At 44.7% G+C, this 19,651-nt stretch carries 15 protein-coding genes; 7 read left to right on the top strand and 8 right to left on the bottom strand.

Going from position 1 to position 19,651, the window contains the following annotated elements:
* Positions 1-214: 214 nt before the first annotated feature.
* From ACLI09_RS04655 to ACLI09_RS04645, 3 genes are all read left to right on the top strand, one after another.
* Positions 215-5,617 (top strand): gliding motility-associated C-terminal domain-containing protein, encoded by a 5,403-nt coding sequence (locus tag ACLI09_RS04655; protein ID WP_411418428.1) that lies wholly within the window; start codon positions 215-217, stop codon positions 5,615-5,617.
* 251 nt (positions 5,618-5,868) lie between these two features.
* Positions 5,869-8,031: a bifunctional alpha,alpha-trehalose-phosphate synthase (UDP-forming)/trehalose-phosphatase gene (locus ACLI09_RS04650; RefSeq protein WP_411418427.1), complete on the top strand. Its 2,163-nt coding sequence runs from the start codon at positions 5,869-5,871 to the stop codon at positions 8,029-8,031.
* A gap of 78 nt (positions 8,032-8,109) precedes the next feature.
* Positions 8,110-8,937 (top strand): alpha/beta hydrolase, encoded by an 828-nt coding sequence (locus ACLI09_RS04645; RefSeq protein WP_411418426.1) that lies wholly within the window; start codon positions 8,110-8,112, stop codon positions 8,935-8,937.
* Between the two features lie 80 nt (positions 8,938-9,017).
* On the opposite strand, the gene ACLI09_RS04640 is transcribed toward ACLI09_RS04645, so the two are convergent.
* From ACLI09_RS04640 to ACLI09_RS04625, 4 genes are all read right to left on the bottom strand, one after another.
* On the bottom strand, positions 9,018-10,868 hold the full coding sequence (locus ACLI09_RS04640) for a DNA topoisomerase IV subunit B (RefSeq protein WP_411418425.1): 1,851 nt from the start codon (positions 10,866-10,868) through the stop codon (positions 9,018-9,020).
* A 145-nt stretch (positions 10,869-11,013) separates the two neighbouring features.
* Complete coding sequence (locus tag ACLI09_RS04635) at positions 11,014-11,973, bottom strand: transglutaminase domain-containing protein (protein ID WP_411418424.1); 960 nt, start codon at positions 11,971-11,973, stop codon at positions 11,014-11,016.
* Between the two features lie 112 nt (positions 11,974-12,085).
* A complete protein-coding gene (locus ACLI09_RS04630; protein WP_411418423.1) occupies positions 12,086-12,769 on the bottom strand; it encodes a TIGR02117 family protein in 684 nt (227 codons plus the stop codon).
* Entirely contained in the window at positions 12,753-13,292 is a 540-nt protein-coding gene (locus ACLI09_RS04625; RefSeq protein WP_411418422.1) for an NADPH-dependent FMN reductase, read from the bottom strand. Before ACLI09_RS04625 ends, ACLI09_RS04630 begins: the two co-directional genes overlap by 17 nt.
* Before the next feature lie 105 nt (positions 13,293-13,397).
* Between ACLI09_RS04625 and ACLI09_RS04620 the strand changes: the two genes are divergently transcribed.
* The gene (locus ACLI09_RS04620; RefSeq protein ID WP_411418421.1) at positions 13,398-13,676 is read left to right on the top strand and encodes a hypothetical protein; all 279 of its coding nucleotides are present in this window, start codon (positions 13,398-13,400) and stop codon (positions 13,674-13,676) included.
* Between the two features lie 365 nt (positions 13,677-14,041).
* Here ACLI09_RS04620 and ACLI09_RS04615 read toward each other — a convergent pair whose 3' ends face one another.
* From ACLI09_RS04615 to ychF, 3 genes are all read right to left on the bottom strand, one after another.
* On the bottom strand, positions 14,042-14,566 hold the full coding sequence (locus ACLI09_RS04615) for a hypothetical protein (RefSeq protein ID WP_411418420.1): 525 nt from the start codon (positions 14,564-14,566) through the stop codon (positions 14,042-14,044).
* A gap of 162 nt (positions 14,567-14,728) precedes the next feature.
* Entirely contained in the window at positions 14,729-14,869 is a 141-nt protein-coding gene (locus ACLI09_RS04610) for a hypothetical protein (protein ID WP_411418419.1), read from the bottom strand.
* A gap of 152 nt (positions 14,870-15,021) precedes the next feature.
* A complete protein-coding gene (ychF, locus tag ACLI09_RS04605) occupies positions 15,022-16,116 on the bottom strand; it encodes a redox-regulated ATPase YchF (protein WP_411418418.1) in 1,095 nt (364 codons plus the stop codon).
* Positions 16,117-16,322: 206 nt separating this feature from the next.
* Here ychF and ACLI09_RS04600 point away from each other — a divergent pair, with 206 nt between their 5' ends.
* Positions 16,323-16,853, top strand: a complete 531-nt coding sequence (locus tag ACLI09_RS04600; RefSeq protein WP_411418417.1) for a hypothetical protein — start codon at positions 16,323-16,325, stop codon at positions 16,851-16,853.
* 153 nt (positions 16,854-17,006) lie between these two features.
* On the opposite strand, the gene ACLI09_RS04595 is transcribed toward ACLI09_RS04600, so the two are convergent.
* Positions 17,007-17,360, bottom strand: coding sequence for a 4Fe-4S dicluster domain-containing protein (locus ACLI09_RS04595; protein ID WP_411418416.1), 354 nt, complete (start codon positions 17,358-17,360; stop codon positions 17,007-17,009).
* A gap of 70 nt (positions 17,361-17,430) precedes the next feature.
* Between ACLI09_RS04595 and ACLI09_RS04590 the strand changes: the two genes are divergently transcribed.
* Both ACLI09_RS04590 and serC read left to right on the top strand, forming a co-directional pair.
* On the top strand, positions 17,431-18,489 hold the full coding sequence (locus tag ACLI09_RS04590; protein ID WP_411418415.1) for an acyl-CoA reductase: 1,059 nt from the start codon (positions 17,431-17,433) through the stop codon (positions 18,487-18,489).
* A gap of 76 nt (positions 18,490-18,565) precedes the next feature.
* On the top strand, positions 18,566-19,642 hold the full coding sequence (gene serC / locus ACLI09_RS04585; protein ID WP_411418414.1) for a 3-phosphoserine/phosphohydroxythreonine transaminase: 1,077 nt from the start codon (positions 18,566-18,568) through the stop codon (positions 19,640-19,642).
* Positions 19,643-19,651: the final 9 nt, after the last annotated feature.

The following is a 19,651-nucleotide window of genomic DNA, read 5'->3' as shown; positions in this document are numbered from 1 at the left end:
TATCCTGATACCCCAAAGCAGCCTGCTGTTGTTGGGGTATTTTTTTTGCCAATATTTTGCCAATATGAAGAAAAAGGTTTTTCCTCAATAAAAATGTAACACTGAAAACATATTTTGTTTATTTATGTTAAATCGTTTTATTTTTATTTAATAATTGTATATCGATAACAACTATTTTGGTACTTTTAAATGCTAAATATATATAAATTTTCTTATGAAAAAAATTACCTTAATTTTCATGCTCTTCATAAGCGCTGCCGGCTTTGCCCAGCTGCCTCTTGAAGGTTTTGAAGGTACATGGACACCACTTACCGGAACGGCAGGCCCGGCGGGCCCTACCGGGTGGTACATTAAAAATGTTGCCGGGCCTGCACAAACCTGGAACCAGGCTACAAATGGCAGTGCAACACCTGTTACCTTTGGTACCCATGCGGCTTACCTTAACAGGGAAACCGTAGCCCCGGCAACCGTAACCGAAGACTGGCTGATAACGCCCCAGTTTACGGTTCCTAACAATGCCCAGCTCAAGTTCCAGTCGCGTTTAACACAAAATAACGACCAGGGCAGCAACTATAAAGTAATGATAGGCACTGACCCTACCAATGCAAGTACGTTTACCGACCTGCAAACCTGGACCGAGCTTACACTTAATACAGTGCAGCTGGAATACCAGGAAAAGGTGGTAAACATACCGGCTGCTAATGTGGGGCTGCCGCGCTATATAGCCTTTGTAATGACCGGGAATAATGGTGACAGGTGGCTTGTAGACGAGGTGCAGGTTGTAGAACAATGTTTTATACCTACCGCACTGGCAGCTAACCCGTCAGGTACGTCAGCTATACTAAGCTGGACAGGAAGTGCTACAAACTATGAGATAGAAGTTGTACCCTTTGCCAATAACTTTACCGATGTAGGCGTAGCCACTTCAGGCGCTACTTACACAACCCCTGCAACGCTTACCCCCTCTACCGCATACAAATACCAGGTAAGGGCAATATGCGCACCGGGCAACTACAGCGCATGGGCAGGGCCTTTTGAATTCAGCACCTCGCAAATTGCGGGTACGCTAAACTTTACCGATGGTTTTGAAGGGGCACTGGAATGGTCGTTTGTTAACGGCACGCAAACTAACCAGTGGGTTTACGGCACGGCAACCGCTAATGGCGGCACGCATTCATTATATATATCTAATGATGGAACAAACAATACCTACACCACAGCCCCTGCCTCAGCTACATCTGTGGTGCAGGTTTACCGTGATATACAAATGCCCCCTACAGTAGACCAGTTTTCGTTGTCGTTCGACTGGAAAGGACAGGGCGAAAGCTGCTGCGACTACCTGCGTGTATGGCTTGCCCCGGTATCATTTACACCTACGGCGGGTACACAAATAACAGCAAACCCTGCAACCGGCTTAGTGCAGATAGGCGGAAACTTTAACATACACGGGAATTGGCAAACCGTTACTAATACCATTAACGCCGGTGACTATAGCGGAACGGTAAGACGCCTTATCTTTGAATGGATAAATGACTTTAGCGTGGGTACGCAGCCCCCGGCCGCAATAGATAATATTAACCTTACGCTTATTACATGCCCGGCGCCTGTTAACCTCGCCCTGAATGGCATAACGCAAAACAGCGCAACCGTTGGCTGGACAGGCCCTACAAGTGTATCGCCTACATTTGATTTTTATTTTTCTCAAAATGCTACAGCGCCTACACCAGGTACCACGCCTACATCAAATGTAACTTCACCCACCGTTACACTCCCGGGCCTTAGCCCTTCTACCACCTATTATTTTTGGGTAAGGAGCAACTGCAGCTCCAGCGACAAAAGTACCTGGACGGGGCCATTGTCGTTTACAACTTCTGTTATAAATGATAACTTTGATGGTGCAATAGCGCTTTCTGTAAACAGCGATGCTAACTGCACCTTAACGACCACAACTGCATTTACCAGTACTACAAGCTCTGCATTAGCGCTACCTACATGCAGCACATATACCACTAATGGCCCGGATATATGGTACGAGTTTACAGCAACAAACAGCACACAAACTTTAGCGCTTTCAAACTTTGGCGGAACCGCGCAACCCGTGGTAATTAGCGTGTATGAAGGTATACCTGCCAATGGAGGGGAACTGTTTTGCAGTGCTAATAATGCTGTTAATATGGTAGGCCTTACACCGGGCACTACCTATCTTGTGAGGTTAACATTAAATCCTTCTTCCACAACGATAAACCTGAACACGACTTTCAATATTTGTGTAAGTACACCTTCTAACGATGCTGACACCAATTGTGAAATTACTACTATAAATCCCAGCTTTGAGCTTCCGAACATGGCACATACCAATTCCGGACAGGGGCCAGACTTTTTTAATGACAATGTTGTTCAGGGATGGAGGACAGGAGCAAACGACCACATTATGGAATACTGGATAGAGCCAAACTATGAACACCAGCCTGCTTACCATACAAATACCGGTACCGATTTATTTGTTAACTGGCCTGCTTCCCCTTCTGCCAACAGCGACCAGTTCATAGAGCTAAACGCCAATGCAAACCAGGGTAGCACCATGGGGGTTTACCAGGACTATGTTGCGGCTCCGGGTACTGTCTTTGTGGTAAAATTTGCCCACAGGGCAAGGAACACGAATTACGCCAGCGCAAGCTACGCTTCATCAGGTAATGTTATCGATGTAATGCGTCTTATGGCAGGCCCCGTGCCGGCTCCCGGCCAAACACTTGCTGAGTTAATAAACAACAATAGCTATACACAGGTAGGTACTAACTTCAGCACCTCTGCTAATGGTGTGCCATCGGGTTATCCTGGTATTTCAGGCGCCAGTGTGGCTAATGGCGGTAATGGTACTGCATGGGCATACTACGGTGCAGATGGTTCCCTTACATATACTGTACCTCCGGGGCAAACAAGTACGCGTTTCTTCTTCCAGGCAGTATCTACTTCCACACCTAATACCAGTGTAGGTAACTTCCTCGACGCAATTACCTTTACGGCTAATAATGCCATTACGTCTACAAACCCCGCTGTTGCAGACTGTGACCCTACTACTACCACTATCTTTAACTATGTAGATGTTTCGGCTACCGGCGGCGGTACATGGACAGCGCACGCAGACAACCCTTCGGCTACGACAATTGCTAATCCGACTGCAAACAGCACCACCATTTCAGGCTTTACCGTACCCGGTACTTACCTTTATGATTGGACTACAGCCTATTGTACTAACCTTTTGACAGTTACTTACACGGCTCCGGATATTGATACGCCTACAGCACAAACGGCGTATACATACTGCGAGGGTGCTACAGCCACAGCGCTCACAGCCACTCCGCTTGCAGGGTATACATTAAATTGGTATACCGCGGCCACAGGCGGAACAGCTACAACTACCGCCCCTACTCCTGATACTTCGGTGCCAGGTACCACTACCTATTATTTAAGCCAGTCATCAACTGCCGGCGCGTGCGAAAGCCCAAGGCTGGAAATAACGGTAACTGTTAACGAAGTTCCGGATGCACCGGTAACTGCTGATGTAAGCTATTGCCAAAATGCCGTTGCAACGGAACTGACAGCTACAGCAACCACAACTAATACACTAAACTGGTATACCGTACCTACAGGGGGTACGGCGCTGGCCGCCGCGCCTACGCCCGGCACATCGGTAGTGGGTACCACACCATACTATGTAAGCCAGACAACACCCGAGGGCTGCGAAAGTTCAAGGGCTACAATAAATGTTACGGTAACAGCCCCTGCTACACAGGTTACTGCGTTTACACTGCCAGCTTCGGTATGTATAGCAGGCACAAACCCTGTAGCTACACTGGGTGGCACTACAATAACGGGCGGTACATTTACATCTTCTGATGCCGGCCTGGTTATTGATGCAACCACAGGCGAGATAGACCTTGCACAAAGCACAGCGGGTGCTTATCAGGTAACGTATACCGTAGCCGGAGACGTAGCCACTTGCGTTGCGCTGAGCAGCAGCACACAGCCTATAACCATTACACCACTAAGCGCACCGGTTACGGGCTTCCAATACCCGGCACTGTGTATTTCGGCGGCAAACCAGCTTCCGGTACTTGATCCCGGCTTTAGCACTGGCGGTACATTCACCTCATCAGACCCTGCCCTTGTGATAGACCCTGCAACAGGCGAAATTAACCTGGCTGCCAGCACTGCCGGTAGTTACACAGTAACCGTTACGTTTACGCAAGATGGCGTTAACTGTACCGCTGCCGCAACAAATACAGCTCCTGTAACCATTACACCGCTTGCTACACCAGTAACCGGATTTAGCTATGCCGCAACGTGTGGGCTTGCTACAACGCTTAACCCTGCATTAGATACTAACTTTGCAACCGGCGGCACATTTACTGCCGATGCAGGCGTTAGCATCAATGCTGCAACAGGTGTTATAGATGTAGCAAACACCACACCGGGTAACTATAATGTAACCTATACCCTTGCACAAAACAACGCTGCCTGTGTTGCCGGTGCAACGGTAACCGTACCGGTTACCATTACCACACCTGCCGTACCGGTAGTAAGCTTTACGTATACCGATGTATGTGCCTCTGCGGCTAACCAGCTTCCTGTATTAACCACAGGCTTCCAGGCGGGCGGTACCTTTAGCGCACCTACAGGCCTGTTTATAAACGGCACAACCGGGGAAATAAACACCGCGGCCAGTGTTCCAGGCACCTACATTGTTACTTATTCTTTTGCTGCCGATCCTGTTAACTGTATCGCTGCTAACAGCGGCACATTTACTGTTAACATAACACCGGTGATTACCCCGGTAACCGGTTTTGAGTATGACCCTGCCTACTGCTTCGGCACAACAAGTGTTACTCCAGTTTTAGATACTAACTTCTACACGGGGGGTACCTTTAGCGTAACAGGCGGCCTTACTATAAACCCTGCAACAGGTGAAATAACTAACCTTGCAACGGCTGCACCGGGCAGTTATACCGTAACCTATACCGTACCTGCAGACGCAGCAACGTGTAATATGGGTGGCACTGACACGTTTACCTTTACCATAAACACAGAAATTACATTTGAAATAACCGGAGAATGTAACGGTGCTGCCTATGTGCTTACCGCTATGCCTACTAATACCTCTTACGACCCTGAACTTGTTTTGTACCAATGGAGTACAGCAGGCGGAACACCTGTAGGTACAGACAGCGCAGAGTTTAACGTTACCGACTATGTAAACAGTACTTCGGCGATAGAAGCCTTCCCAATGGATTTTGTACTTACTGTAACGTCTAACGGCTGCGACGAACCCTTAACCTATACCGTGGAGGATATTTCATGTGAAATTCAGCGTGGAATTTCCCCTGGCGGTTCTGAAGGTATGAACGATTATTTTGACCTTGCTTCGCTTGGTGTTAAAAAGCTTACCATATTTAACCGCTATGGCGAAGAGGTATATGCTAAAAACAATTATACTATAGAATGGGTGGGCCAGACTGATAAAGGCCAGGAACTGCCAACCGGAACATATTTTTATGTAATAGACCGTAATGCAGGCGAAACCAAAACCGGATGGATTTATATTAACAGGCAAAATTAAACATTGCTGATATTGCTAAACTGCTTAAAGCCCCCGCTAATCGCGGGGGTTTTTGCTTTTAAATACTACACTACGTTTTTCCGCAAAACGCATTCCTGATTTATCAATCTCAATGCTAATTATCACACAATATGGCAAAAAGGGCTTAAATAAATGTTAAGTAACCTTTTATAAACCCATATTGTATACATGCTTTGTAAATTTATGCTGAACAGCCTGGCGGCCTTACCCCACTGGCGAAAACAAGTTTGATGAAAATAATTACCATTTCTTACAGGCTCCCCCTGTCTATTAAAAAACAAAGCCGTAAAACCACCATAACACAAAGCGCGGGCGGGCTTGCTACAGCCATAATGTCATACTCAGAAAGCAGCAGTAAAAACCTTACCTGGGTAGGCATTGCCGATTTTGAAAAAAATACCTGGGAGAACAACAAAAATAGTTTCCCGAAAACTTTTGAGGTAGAACCTGTTTTCCTTGACAAAAAACTTAACAAAAATTTTTACAACATATTCAGTAATTCGGTGCTATGGGCATTGTTCCATTACTTTCCGTCGTATATGGAATATAATGACGAAGCCTTTGAAGCCTATAAGGCCGCTAACGAAATTGTAGCCCAAAAGGTTATAGAACTGTATGAGCCGGGCGATGTGGTATGGATACACGACTACCATTTTATGGGCCTTGCAAAACTGGTTAGGGACAGGTTCCCTGAAGCTAAAATTGGATATTTCCTTCACATACCCTTCCCTAATTTCGAAATCTTCAGGATGCTGCCGAACAAGGTTAAACGCTACATCCTCGAAGGAGTGCTGGGTGCTAACGTGGCGGGTTTCCATACGTGGGATGACACCATACACTTTGCAGAATGTGTAGAAAAAATACTGGGCCATACCCAGAGGGCATTTGTATTTACCCAGGACAGCCACCGCACCCGCGTAGGCTCCTACCCTATAAGCATTGACTTTGACAAGTTTCAAGACGCTTTTGATAAGCCCGGCGTAGTGGCCTACCGCGACGAAATAAAAGAATTGTATCACGATAAAAAAATAATCTTTTCGGTAGACAGGCTCGATTACAGCAAGGGCATTAACAATCGGTTGTATGCCTTTGAGAACTTCCTGCAACGCTACCCTGAATGGGAAGAAAAAGTAGTGTTCCTGCTCGTTATAGTACCCTCAAGGGAAGAGATAGGCAAGTATGGCGAACGTAAAAAAATGATAGAGCTAAACGTGGGCCGCATTAACGGCGCCATGGGCAATTATAAATGGACCCCCGTTGTTTACCAGTACCAGTCGGTTGATTTTGAAAAACTGATTGCGCTGTATACCAGTGCCGATGTTGCCCTTATTTCGCCCGTGCGCGACGGTATGAACCTCGTGGCAAAAGAGTATGTTGCCGCCCGTAAAGACCTTAGGGGAGCACTTATTCTCAGTGTAATGGCGGGTGCGGCAAAAGAACTTCAGGAAGCCATTATAATAAACCCTTTTGATACAGAACATATAGCCGATAAAATAGACCAGGCCCTTAAAATGGAAGGTGCGGAACAGCAACGCAGGATGGAGCGCATGCAGCTTTACCTTAAAAATAACGATGTTTTTTTATGGGCTACAACACTTTTAAACGATATTGAAACAATGCAGGAACATGATAATACAGCCGTGGCCCTTGATGGGCAGGCAACACAGGAAATACTATTAAAATTTGAAACCGCCCAAAAACGCCTGCTGCTGCTGGATTTTGACGGCACACTGGTTACCCTTCAGGCCAGGCCCGAAATGGCTGTACCGGGTGATGATGTAAAAAATATGCTGGGCAGGCTGGCCGAAGACAAAAGGAACGAGGTGTGGATAGTAAGCGGGCGCGACAGGCATTTTCTTGACAAATACCTGGGTCATTTGCCTATAGGCCTGATTGCTGAACATGGCGGCTGGATAAAGCGCGGCGAATGGGAACCTGTAATTAAGGAAGTAGGCAACTGGAAAAATAGCGCCATGCAGATAATGCAGAAGTATGTAGACACAAATGCGGAAAGCTTTATAGAAGAAAAAGAATTTGGCGTGGCTTGGCACTACCGAAATGTTGAAGACCGCCAGGGTTTTTTAACGTCGCGCGAACTGTTAACGTTGCTAAAGAACCACATGTACAACAGCCCTACACAAATTATAGACGGTAATAAGGTTATTGAAGTAAAACACTTTATGGCCCATAAAGGTACTACCTGCAAAAACAATGTACTTAGCGGTGATTATGATTTTGTACTTGCCATAGGTGACGACAAAACCGATGAAGACCTTTTTGAACTGCTTACCGGGGCAAATGAATTTTCTATCAAGGTGGGTAAAGGGAATACCGGGGCTAAATACCGTATCGATTCGGTAGATAAAGTTTTAGGATTTCTGGGTAAACTGTAAGGTAATACCGATACAAAAATCAAAGGTATTCTTTTTTTAATTTCTATCTTTAGCCTATCCAAAAACAGATAGTATACTATGAAAAAACACGTTGCTTTATTTTTACTGCTTCTTATAACCGGAGTTTCCTTTGGGCAGCAAAAAGCTTACGAAACCAAAGCCAATATTAAATATTACCCCGAAGCATCATATAAAGGCGATGCTTATAAAACCGAACGATGTGTGCTCGATGTGTATTACCCAAAGGATAAAAAAGGGTTTGCAACCATTTTATGGTTTCACGGGGGCGGTATAACAGGCGGCAGCAAAGAAATTCCCGAATACCTTAAGGATAAAGGCTACTGTATTATAGGGGTGGGATACCGCCTGCACCCTAATGTAACAGCGCCTACCTATATAGAAGATGCTGCGGCTGCCGTGGCCTGGGCGTTTAACAACATTGAAAAATATGGTGGCGACCCCTCACTTATATTTTTATCGGGACACTCCGCCGGGGGATATTTAAACCTTATGGTGGGGCTGGATAAGCAATATCTTGCAAAATATAATATTGATGCCAACACAATAGCCGGTTTAATACCCTTTAGCCCACAGTGCGTTACCCACTATACCGTGCGTAAAGAACAAGGCATCCCGGAAAAACAACCCACGATAGATAAATTTGCACCCCTCTTTCACGTCCGTGGCGATGCCCCTCCCCTTTTGCTGATAACCGGCGACAGGGAAATGGAACTATTGGGACGATATGACGAAAATGCCTATATGGCACGCATGATGAAGCTAAACGGGCACAATAATACTATCCTGTATGAGCTTGATGGCTTTGGGCACGGCAATATGCCGGAACCGGCCTATCCGCTGCTGCTGAAAGAAGTATCGCGTATTGTAGAGCTGAGGAAGAAATAGTTGGCAGTGTTCAGTGGTCAGTACCCAGTAGCTTCATTCAACCCGAAACCGCATTTATAGTTGCGACTGAACACTGAACACTACTCCACCACGTCGAGCTCTACTTTAAGGTTATTGATAATAAATTCCTGCCTGTCGGGCGTGTTTTTACCCATGTAAAATTCCAGAAGGTTTTGTATGGATGTAGCGTTATCCAGCATTACCGGATCAAGCCTTATGTCCTGGCCGATAAAGTGCTTAAACTCGTCTGGCGATATCTCACCCAATCCTTTAAAGCGTGTTATTTCGGGCTTACCTTTTAGCTTTTCTATGGCAGCGCGACGTTCGTCCTCACTGTAGCAATAAATGGTTTCCTTTTTATTGCGCACACGGAACAGTGGTGTTTGCAGTATATACAGGTGGTTTTCCTTAATCAGCTCCGGGAAAAATTGCAGGAAGAAGGTTATTAGCAACAGGCGGATGTGCATACCGTCAACGTCGGCATCTGTAGCTATCACGATGTTGTTATAGCGCAGGTTTTCCATCTCCTCTTCAATATCCAGCGCAGCCTGTAGCAGGTTGAATTCCTCATTTTCATATACAATCTTCTTGCTCATGCCATACGAGTTCAGCGGTTTACCGCGCAGGCTGAATACCGCCTGGGTGTTTACATCGCGCGACTTGGTTATCGACCCTGAAGCTGAATCGCCCTCGGTTATAAACAGGGTGCTCTCCATACTACGTGGGTTCTTGGCATCGGTAAGGTGTACCCGGCAGTCGCGCAGCTTTTTGTTATGCAGGCTGGCTTTTTTGGCCCTGTCGCGCGCGAGTTTGCGAATGCCGCTCAGTTCTTTGCGCTCACGTTCTGCCTGTAGTATCTTTTTAAGCAAGGCATCGGCAATCTCGGGGTTGCGGTGCAAAAAGTTGTCGAGTTTGTTTTTAACAAAATCATTTACAAACGTACGAACGCTCGGCCCTTCAGGCCCCATATCGGTAGAACCCAGCTTGGTTTTGGTCTGCGATTCAAACACCGGCTCTTCTACTTTTACACTTATCGCGCTCACAATAGACTTGCGTATATCTGAAGCCTCAAAATTTTTGTTGTAAAATTCCTTAATAGTGCGCACTATCGCCTCGCGGAAGGCACCTAAGTGTGTACCGCCCTGTGTAGTATTCTGCCCGTTTACAAACGAATAATACTCTTCGCTGTACTGGGTTTTACTGTGTGTCATGGCTATCTCTATATCATCATCCTTAAGGTGGATGATATCGTACACGCGGTCGTCTTCATGTATGTTTTCAGAAAGCAGGTCCTTAAGGCCATGCTCACTAATGTATTTTTCGCCGTTATAAATTATAGTCAGCCCCGTATTGAGGTAACAGTAATTTTTGAGCATTTTAATAATATACTCATTACGGTATTTGTAGTTTTTAAATATGGTTTCGTCGGCAGTAAAGCTCACCTTAGTCCCCTTGCGGCGCGTGGTTTCAACAATCTCTTCTTCGCTGGTAATATTACCGGCGGAAAATTCGGCGGCCTTCATTTGGTTATCCCTAACGGATTCTACCCTGAAATAGTCAGACAGGGCGTTAACCGCCTTGGTACCTACCCCGTTCAACCCCACCGACTTTTTAAACGCTTTAGAATCATACTTACCGCCGGTGTTCATTTTGCTCACCACATCTACCACCTTGCCCAGCGGGATTCCCCGGCCATAGTCGCGAACGGTAACGGTTTTATCCTTCAGGGTAACCTCTATGGTTTTGCCCGTACCCATAACAAACTCATCGATAGAGTTGTCAATAACCTCTTTTATAAGGATGTAGATGCCATCATCGGGCGATGAACCGTCGCCCAGCTTACCGATGTACATACCGGGCCTCATCCGGATGTGTTCTTTCCAGTCGAGTGATCGTATGTTGTCTTCGTTATATTGGGTTTCTTCTAACATGGGGATGCGCTATTTTGTGCTAATATAGCACATCGTGGGAAGAAATAAAAGTAGGTAAAAAAGTTTTGCCACGAATTTCTCCAATTTCACTAATTGATTCGTGGTAATTGGTGTAATTCGTGGCACTATCTAAAAAGTTCTTTTATTACCGCTCTACACTATAGGCCGCAATGCTCTGCTTATTTACAAAAATGGTAAGCGTGCCGCCGGTTTTACTAACCAGTACATTAAACTCGCCGATACCATTAGTAATTTTTGGCTCGACTTTGCTGGAATAAGCACCGGTAGTGTACTGGTAAGCCACCTCATCGGTAGGTTTTATACCTATGATTTTAAAGGGAAGCATCCCGGCGCCATTAGGCCGTATCACGCCAATAGCGGGCGAAACCAACTGGTAACTTAAATCATAATACAACGGCAGCGATGCAAATTCACGGTCGCTTTTATTGGTAAGCAGCCATTTTTTATCATCCGGGAAATGGTTCAGGAAGAACGCATCCGGACTTGTAAAAAAGTAGTTGTCGTCAAACTTAAACCCAAACTTATTGGTATTACCGGTAATGCCCCCCGAACCCCAGGTAACGTCTATGAGTTTCCATTGTCCGTTAATTTTTATGGCATTCCAGGCATGGTTGCTCTGGGTGGGCAGTTTGCCAATGTCTTTAGGGAGAATCTTGGCGTTGCCATGTATTACTTCTGTTTCAAGGTCTAATTTGCGGGCGGTGATGGCATAGAGCATGGCATAGCCGTGGCACACCCCTTTTTTAGATTTAAGCGTAGTATTGGCAAGGTCGCTTTCAATGGCTGCGATTTTAGCCAGGCGTTCGGCCTCGGTGCTGTAGGAGTACTTTAAGGGCTTGCGGCCCATAGCCCCAGGCGAGGTATCATAACGGATGTTGAGCGCTATCCAGGTAAAAAGGGCGCGTGCCTTTTCATCATCGCGGCTAAAGTCGGCGCTAATGCGCGATGCCAGCCTGTCGATGCTGTTATAGGTTGTGGGATAGGTTTTAACAGTGTTGTCTACTTTAGTATAATCCTGTGCATGGGCATACCCAACACACAAGAGCAGCAAAAGCAGGGTGCGAAGTTTAGATATGTTTTTCATGCTTAGGGTAAACCAAATACTTTGCCAGTTTTTGTTAAAAGGTTCTGAGGCACTTAGTTTCTGAGGTGTTTAGGCCTAAGAACCTTAGAACCTCAGCACCTCAGCCCCTGCGCTATTCATACTGATAAAATATCCCTTTATCATAGGGTGTCCATAATGCGGCTTTTTGGTTTCCTGCCTTGAGCCCCTGGTTAGCCCAGGTGTTGCAGGTATAGAACAGGCTGTAGCGGCCCTGCGCTTCATAAAAAGCGTCGTACTTGCCATAGCTGTGCCCGCTTATCCATTGCATTTTTTTGGCATCGTCTAGCTCAAAGCTTTCTTCTATATATTTTACAAGGCCGGCATAATCTTTTTTGGTAATCATTATTTTTTTGCACTCGGCATCTTCCTTCAGGCTTTTGTAAAACTTAGTATGCATGGCCGAAGAGCCCAAATAAAACGCCGCCTTAAACGCGGTGCTGGCCTTGAGGTCGCTCCATTCGGGCGTGTCGAGGTAAAAACCTTTATCGCCCCAGCCAAAGGCCACGAAGTTAGCCACGGTATCTTTAGCCAAAGTCTGGGTAAAGAGTATATCTTTAGTCCAATCTTTAACATCGTTTTTTAGCGGCACTACAATATCAGTATGCACGCCGTTTGAGTTGATATAAATGGGGATGTCGCCGCCCTGTGTGGGGTGGCTGTTTACGGGGATGCGGTACAGCAGGAACACCGATAGTAAATACAGCACCACAAATGCCACAATGCCCAAAACAAACCGTAATGTAAAGCGGAGGATGCGCTTAACCTTCTTTGCCATAATCAAAATCGTGGATAATGGCTTTTAACGCGTCATCGAGTTCTTTATTGGATATTTTGCCTGTTTCTGTATCAAAATTTTCATTGAACGAGGGCAGCGAGAATGTAGCCCTTATGTTGCCACCGTACCACTTAAGGCTAATCTGCGCGGCCTGTAGCGCGTTTTTACCGGCATTGCGCCCGGGAGAGGTAGACATCAGCAGCATGGGTTTGTTATCAAACACCAGCTTTTTTTGGCGTGAAGCCCAGTCGTATATGTTCTTAAAGGCGGATGTCATACCGGCATTGTGCTCGGCTACCGAAAGCACGATGATGTCGGTTTGCTCTATTTTTTCATAAAACTGTTTTGCTATGGGCGGCTGGCCCACCCGTTTTTCTGTATCTACGCTAAAAAGCGGCAGTTCGTAATCATTAAGGTCGAGTATTTCGGTATCCACATTTTCAAAAAGGCCGGCGGCATAGGTAGCGAGTTGCTTGTTGATGGAATGTTTGCTGCTGCTCCCTGCAAAGGCGAGTAATTTCATAAGGATTGATTTGTTGATTAACGTTATGCCTAATTTAAAAATATTTGCGGGTATAACGATAGGAAACTTGATTATATTTGAATTATAAAACAAAAAATAAGCACAATGCAGTCAACCCCAACCCAAAAGAAATTAAAGCGCAAAATAATTATCATACGGATTATAGGCATTTTACTGATAGCGATTCAGATGTTGGGCTACCTGGGTAATATCGATGAGCCCATGCCTGAAAGGCCGGTCGACGAACTTATAGGTTATTATATTGGTTATAACCTTTTCCTGTGGATAGGCATTGTTTTACTTATATGGTCTTTTAATGTGGGGAAAAAACTGAAGCAGGTTAAACGGGATGAGATGATGGAGGGAATTGGAAGTGATATATAACAGCCCTGGGGATTAGGTAAATAAATAGTAAATAATGAAAAAAATAAAGGTAAGGGTAATACTAAAAGGTAACTATACCCTTTTTACACCACGTAATTTTTCTGTCTAATCTGTTTTTTGCGGCGAAATCAGGCGGATAGTAAGTTAATTTGCTCCTGTAATTTATCTCTGTTTTGGTCGCTTTGATTTGCAACATATTCATTTACTACACCCATTAGTACTCTCAACCCTGCGAAATTATGAGGTAGTAAAAATGAAGTATTTTGCATTATGGAAATCTTGGTATTTAAGAGAGCGGACTTATCAGTTGTATTTGACAACTCTATTAGCAGTTTTATTAGTTTCTGTTTCATTTGAAAATTATTTTAGTCATGTTCAGATTTATCAACTGTCTCCACAGTTTTAGATGCGTTAGGTTGTGGGACAAGATTACAATCTTTAAATAACGCAATTATAGAAATCACAATTGCAATGACACTTAAAATGTAAGTATGCCATCGTGTGTTGTAGAGATGTCTGTTTTGGCTTATTGTAGTCTCTAAATTATCTATTTCTAATTTTTCCCGCTTTTTAATCCATTCTTGCTCTTGCTCTATTGCTTTGAGAAAGTTGAAATGACCTCCTGCTTGTTTAACTGTTCGGCCTAAATCTGTCATTGAGACTCTCGAACTTGACCTAATATTTGTGATATAGTTCATTTGCTTAAGTACAGCCTCTATTTCAAAGTCAATCCTTTTCGCCCTTTTGTCCTCAAGCTGATTTATAAATGTATCTACCATAAAATCTTGATAGTTTGGAAAAAGAATCATTAGCTTATCGATAAAGTTTATGATTGCGACCTCCTTGGATTCTGGAAAATCGACTGGGGATTGTGCATTTATTTGAGCCATACTTTTGATTTTTAGCAGCTATTTCCAATGTGCGTTTATGCCTGGTACGCCAAAACTATTCATAAAATCAATTAGCATGTCTCCCGCGATTTTACGTACCTCTTAAATTTCAATTTCAGATAGATTATTTTTTTGGGTGTAATCAGTAGCCAAAATTTGTAGTTATCTATCTACTTCTGCCAATATTGGCTGAATAGCACTTAATTGTTTTAGCAATCCTGCCACGCTGCCCCCACCGCTCTTAGGTACGCGATGTCTGTACTTTTCTAGTGCAGTATTAACTTGCTTAATAAATTCCTCCATTTTAAAATATTTTAGGGTTACAGTAAATTTACCTTAAAATGAAATACTTACAACACAGAGTTATCCACAACAGTAAGAAGTTATGCACAAATAAAAAACCCACCAATTGGCGGGTTCTATATCGTAATTCGTAATTTGAAATTCGTAATTATTTACACATTAAATCGGAAGTGCATTACATCACCATCCTTAACAATATATTCTTTACCTTCTACCTTTAGCTTACCGGCTTCTTTAACCTTGGCTTCGGTGCCGTAGGTAACATAGTCGTTATAGGCAATAACCTCAGCGCGGATAAACCCTTTCTCAAAATCAGAGTGGATAACACCGGCAGCCTGTGGCGCGGTATCGCCCACCTGTATGGTCCAGGCGCGAACCTCTTTAACACCGGCGGTAAAGTAAGTTTGCAGGTTAAGCAGCTTGTATGCCGAACGTATTAGTGCGCTGGCACCCGGCTCGGTAAGGCCAAGGTCTTCCAAAAACATCTGGCGCTCTTCATACGTTTCAAGCTCGGTGATATCGGCTTCGGTACCTACTGCGAGGAACATTACTTCGGCGTTTTCGTCCTTAACCAGTTCGCGCACCTGCTCTACATAAGCGTTACCGGTAGCGGCAGCGGTTTCGTCTACGTTACACACGTAAAGCACCGGCTTGGTAGTAATCAGCTGGAACTCCTCTATAAGTTTAGCCTCATCATCATTGGCAGGCTGTACCGTGCGCGCACTTTTTGCCTGAAGCAGGGCCTCGCGTATCCTGTCCAGCAGGGCAACTTCGGCCTGGGCCTCTTTGCTGCCTACTTTAGCGGCTTTCTTCGCTTTTTCAAGGCGTTTTTCTACCGTTTCAAGGTCTTTAAGCTGTAGCTCTATATCTATGGTTTCTTTATCGCGTATGGGGTTTACGTTGCCGTCTACGTGTATGATATTATCGTTATCAAAACAACGCAGTACGTGTATTATGGCATTACACTCGCGGATGTTGCCCAAAAACTGGTTGCCCAGGCCCTCGCCCTTGCTGGCGCCTTTTACAAGGCCGGCAATATCTACAATATCTACCGTGGCAGGCTGTACGCGTTCCGGGTTTACAAGCTCCTCCAGCTTTGCAAGCCTTGGGTCGGGCACGTTTACCACGCCCACATTAGGCTCTATGGTACAAAACGGGAAGTTGGCACTCTGCGCCTTAGCATTAGACAAACAATTAAAAAGGGTTGATTTGCCCACGTTTGGCAATCCTACAATACCTGCTTTCATTTTTAGGGTTGTTTTTTCAGGGTGCAAAGATAGGTTTTTTAAAGCTGCTGAGCAACTAAGTTTCTAAGCTTCTTAGCCGTTGCTGCTAAGCGGCTTAGTAGCTTATAAGCTTAGCCGCTCTTTTATGAACACTTTATACTTTCCTTACCACTCCCTTTAACATATCAAAAGTACCTTTGTATCAATAACTTATAAAAACAGATATTATGAAAACTTTAGCAGTAGCCATATTACTTGCGGCAGGGTTTAGCGCCACGGCCCAGGTTAACCAAAACGTAACTAAGGAAAGCACCACTACAACCGTAACGGTAAATAACGGCACCGGTAAACCTAAAAAAATTACCAAGACCGAAACCACCGAGGCCAAACAAAACATAGAGCTTAAAGATGCCGACAGCCAAAAGCTGAATAAAGAAGTGAAGCAGACACCCGTACAGGTAAGCCAGAGCACCACTATTAAAGGCGATGGCATTCCCACCTATTACGAACTTAATGGTGAACGTTATGTTTTTGTAACCGATCATGATGGGTACCGTATATCATCGCCATCAGTTAAGGAGTATGGCCTGGTACGGAGGACGTCAAACGGGCAATATATTTTCCGTACCAAAACCGGCACATCTGTGGGTTATTTTGACGGGAACGGAAATTTTGTAGTAGAAACCTATGATGATGCTACCGACGGTTTTACAAAAGAAACCTACAGTAAGGTAGTTGTACCCGCAGAGCAAAAATAAAGTTTATATTCAGTTGCTATGAATAGAAAAATCCTGAGGTGTATGCTTCAGGATTTTTTGTTTTTAAATCTCCGAGATTGTCGAACAATCCAAAAATCTAATAATACAAATATTTAGACGAACAATCTGAAATCTAAAATCTGAAATCTTCAATTACTCATCGCCGTGTAAAAACGCTTGCCTGTTAAGCAACGTCTCTTCGCTCTCTACGTGGTTATCGTCCGGCACACAGCAGTCTACCGGGCATACGGCGGCGCACTGCGGCTCATCATGAAAGCCCTTACACTCGGTACATTTGCCGGGTACTATGTAGTAAATATCGTCGCTTATGGGGGTAAAAGGCGCGTCGGCATCTACTTCCTCGCCACTTGGGAGTACTATTTTGCCGCGTAGTTTGGTTCCGTCTTTATAGCGCCAGTCGTCGGCGCCCTCATATATAGCGGTGTTAGGGCACTCCGGTTCGCAAGCCCCACAGTTTATGCATTCGTCTGTTATTATAATTGCCATGGTGGTATCTCTATATTAATACGTAAATTTGCAGCAAAATTACGTCCAAATCCATTCATAAACAAGCCTAATGACGTTAACAGAAACAAAAAAAGCGTTTGTACAGCTGGGTAAATTCCTTAGCCAGTTCCATTTAAGCGGCAGCCAACCAAATGAGGCCGTGCCGTTTAACGAACCTTTTTATGCCGATTTACTCGAACTCATACAATTATCCCAGTCGCACAACGGATGGTTTACCCCGGAACAGGTATATTTTTCTATCGAACAATGGGCCGAAGCGCTTACCGAAGAAAACCTTGATAACTGGCTGGCACAATACAAGCTTGACACTATCCAACCCAGAACCGTGGCACTCATACTGGCCGGCAACATACCGCTGGTAGGCTTCCATGATTTTTTGTCGGTGCTGGTATCAGGGCATAATGCATTAGTTAAACTGTCGTCTAACGATAAATATTTGCTGCCGTTCCTGGCGAAGTACCTTATTGCGGTTGAACCAAAATTTGCCGAAAGGATAACCTTTACCGAAGGCAAGCTTGAAGGCTTTGATGCCGTTATTGCAACCGGCAGCAACAACACCGCCCGCTATTTTGAATATTATTTTAAGGGCGTGCCAAACATTATCCGCAAGAACCGCAACTCGGTAGCTGTGCTTACAGGGGATGAATCGCATGAGGAACTGGTAGCGCTGGGGGAAGATATCTTTCGCTACTTTGGGTTGGGCTGCCGCAACGTATCAAAGCTTTTTGTGCCGGAGGGTTATGATTTTACCAAATTCTTTGAGGCCATATTTACCTACGGCGATATCATCCATTATGAAAAGTATGCCAACAATTACGACTACAATAAAGCCGTTTTCCTGATGAGCAACTTTAAGCTTTTAGACAACGAGTTCCTAACCATTAAGGAAGATACCAGCTACGCCTCCCCTATTTCGAGCGTTTTCTACGAATATTACAAGAGTATTGGTGATATTGAAGCAAGGCTTGATGCAGAACACGAACAGATTCAGTGCATTGTAGGAAATTCCGGTATTAAAAACAGTATCCCTTTTGGGCACACCCAAAAACCGGGCCTGTTAGATTATGCCGATAATGTAGACACTATTTCGTTTTTGTCAAAAATATAGCTGAATTATTTATAAAAAATTTAGTGCTATTTCCTTTCATAATTAAGAAATTTGTGGCACTTTATAAGTCAACACCATGAAAAAACACAACTTTAGCGCAGGGCCATCTATCCTGCCACAGGAAGTATTTGAAAAATCGGCACAGGCAATTTTAGATTTTAACGGTTCAGGGCTTTCCATACTCGAAATTTCGCACCGCAGTAAAGACTTTGTTGCCGTGATGGACGAGGCCCGTGCCCTGGCATTAGACCTTCTTGGCCTTACCGGCAAAGGCTACCAGGCTATATTTCTTTCCGGCGGCGCATCGCTGGAGTTTATCCGCGTGCCGTATAACCTGCTTACAGAAGGTGGTAAAGCAGCCTACCTTGATACCGGTACCTGGGCTTCGGCAGCCATTAAAGAAGCTAAGAAGTTTGGCACTACCGAGGTTGTGGCTTCCTCTAAAGACCAAAATTACAACTACATCCCTAAAGGATATACCATACCTGCCGATGCAGATTATTTTCACTGCACCAGCAACAACACCATTTTTGGTACGCAAATGCATGAATTCCCTGAAACGGATGTGCCATTGGTTTGCGACATGAGTTCAGACATTTTTTCACGTGAACTTGATTTTAGCAAGTTCGGCATCATCTACGCCGGCGCACAGAAGAACATGGGCCCTGCGGGTACAGCCCTTATCGTAATTAAGGAAGAACTTTTAGGTAAAACCGGGCGTAACATCCCTTCATTGCTTGATTACCAGCAGCATATCGATAAAGAAAGCATGTACAATACCCCTGCTGTATTCCCCGTATATGCTGTGTACCTTACACTGCAATGGCTTAAAAACCAGGGTGGCGTTAAGGCTATCGAAGCTAAAAATAACGAAAAGGCAACACTGCTGTATAACGAAATAGACCGTAACCCATTATTTTTGGGTACGGCCAAAGCCGAAGACCGCTCTAAAATGAATGTTTGCTTCCTGCTTAAAGACGAAGCCCATACTGAACAGTTCGACAAAATGTGGAAAGCAGCTGGCATCAGCGGGCTGCCGGGACACAGATCGGTAGGCGGCTACAGGGCATCGATATACAACGCCATGCCGATAGAAAGCGTACAGGTACTTGTAGATGTAATGCAGGAGCTGGAGAAGAGTGTAGCCCCCTAACCCCCAAAG

This window comes from Flavobacterium sp. RHBU_24 (assembly GCF_046613695.1).
GTDB lineage: Bacteria > Bacteroidota > Bacteroidia > Flavobacteriales > Flavobacteriaceae > Flavobacterium.
This window is presented reverse-complemented; position numbering and strand designations above follow the sequence as displayed.

Excerpts from the sequence above, each read along its gene's own strand:
- ACLI09_RS04655 (WP_411418428.1), top strand. The coding sequence starts at position 215 with ATGAAAAAAATTACCTTAATTTTCATGCTCTTCATAAGCGCTGCCGGC.
- ACLI09_RS04635 (WP_411418424.1), bottom strand. The coding sequence starts at position 11,973 with ATGAAAAACATATCTAAACTTCGCACCCTGCTTTTGCTGCTCTTGTGT.
- ychF (WP_411418418.1), bottom strand. The coding sequence starts at position 16,116 with ATGAAAGCAGGTATTGTAGGATTGCCAAACGTGGGCAAATCAACCCTT.
- ACLI09_RS04600 (WP_411418417.1), top strand. The coding sequence starts at position 16,323 with ATGAAAACTTTAGCAGTAGCCATATTACTTGCGGCAGGGTTTAGCGCC.
- ACLI09_RS04625 (WP_411418422.1), bottom strand. The coding sequence starts at position 13,292 with ATGAAATTACTCGCCTTTGCAGGGAGCAGCAGCAAACATTCCATCAAC.
- ACLI09_RS04630 (WP_411418423.1), bottom strand. The coding sequence starts at position 12,769 with ATGGCAAAGAAGGTTAAGCGCATCCTCCGCTTTACATTACGGTTTGTT.
- ACLI09_RS04640 (WP_411418425.1), bottom strand. The coding sequence starts at position 10,868 with ATGTTAGAAGAAACCCAATATAACGAAGACAACATACGATCACTCGAC.
- ACLI09_RS04615 (WP_411418420.1), bottom strand. The coding sequence starts at position 14,566 with ATGGCTCAAATAAATGCACAATCCCCAGTCGATTTTCCAGAATCCAAG.
- ACLI09_RS04590 (WP_411418415.1), top strand. The coding sequence starts at position 17,431 with ATGACGTTAACAGAAACAAAAAAAGCGTTTGTACAGCTGGGTAAATTC.
- ACLI09_RS04620 (WP_411418421.1), top strand. The coding sequence starts at position 13,398 with ATGCAGTCAACCCCAACCCAAAAGAAATTAAAGCGCAAAATAATTATC.
- ACLI09_RS04650 (WP_411418427.1), top strand. The coding sequence starts at position 5,869 with ATGAAAATAATTACCATTTCTTACAGGCTCCCCCTGTCTATTAAAAAA.
- ACLI09_RS04645 (WP_411418426.1), top strand. The coding sequence starts at position 8,110 with ATGAAAAAACACGTTGCTTTATTTTTACTGCTTCTTATAACCGGAGTT.
- serC (WP_411418414.1), top strand. The coding sequence starts at position 18,566 with ATGAAAAAACACAACTTTAGCGCAGGGCCATCTATCCTGCCACAGGAA.
- ACLI09_RS04595 (WP_411418416.1), bottom strand. The coding sequence starts at position 17,360 with ATGGCAATTATAATAACAGACGAATGCATAAACTGTGGGGCTTGCGAA.
- ACLI09_RS04610 (WP_411418419.1), bottom strand. The coding sequence starts at position 14,869 with ATGGAGGAATTTATTAAGCAAGTTAATACTGCACTAGAAAAGTACAGA.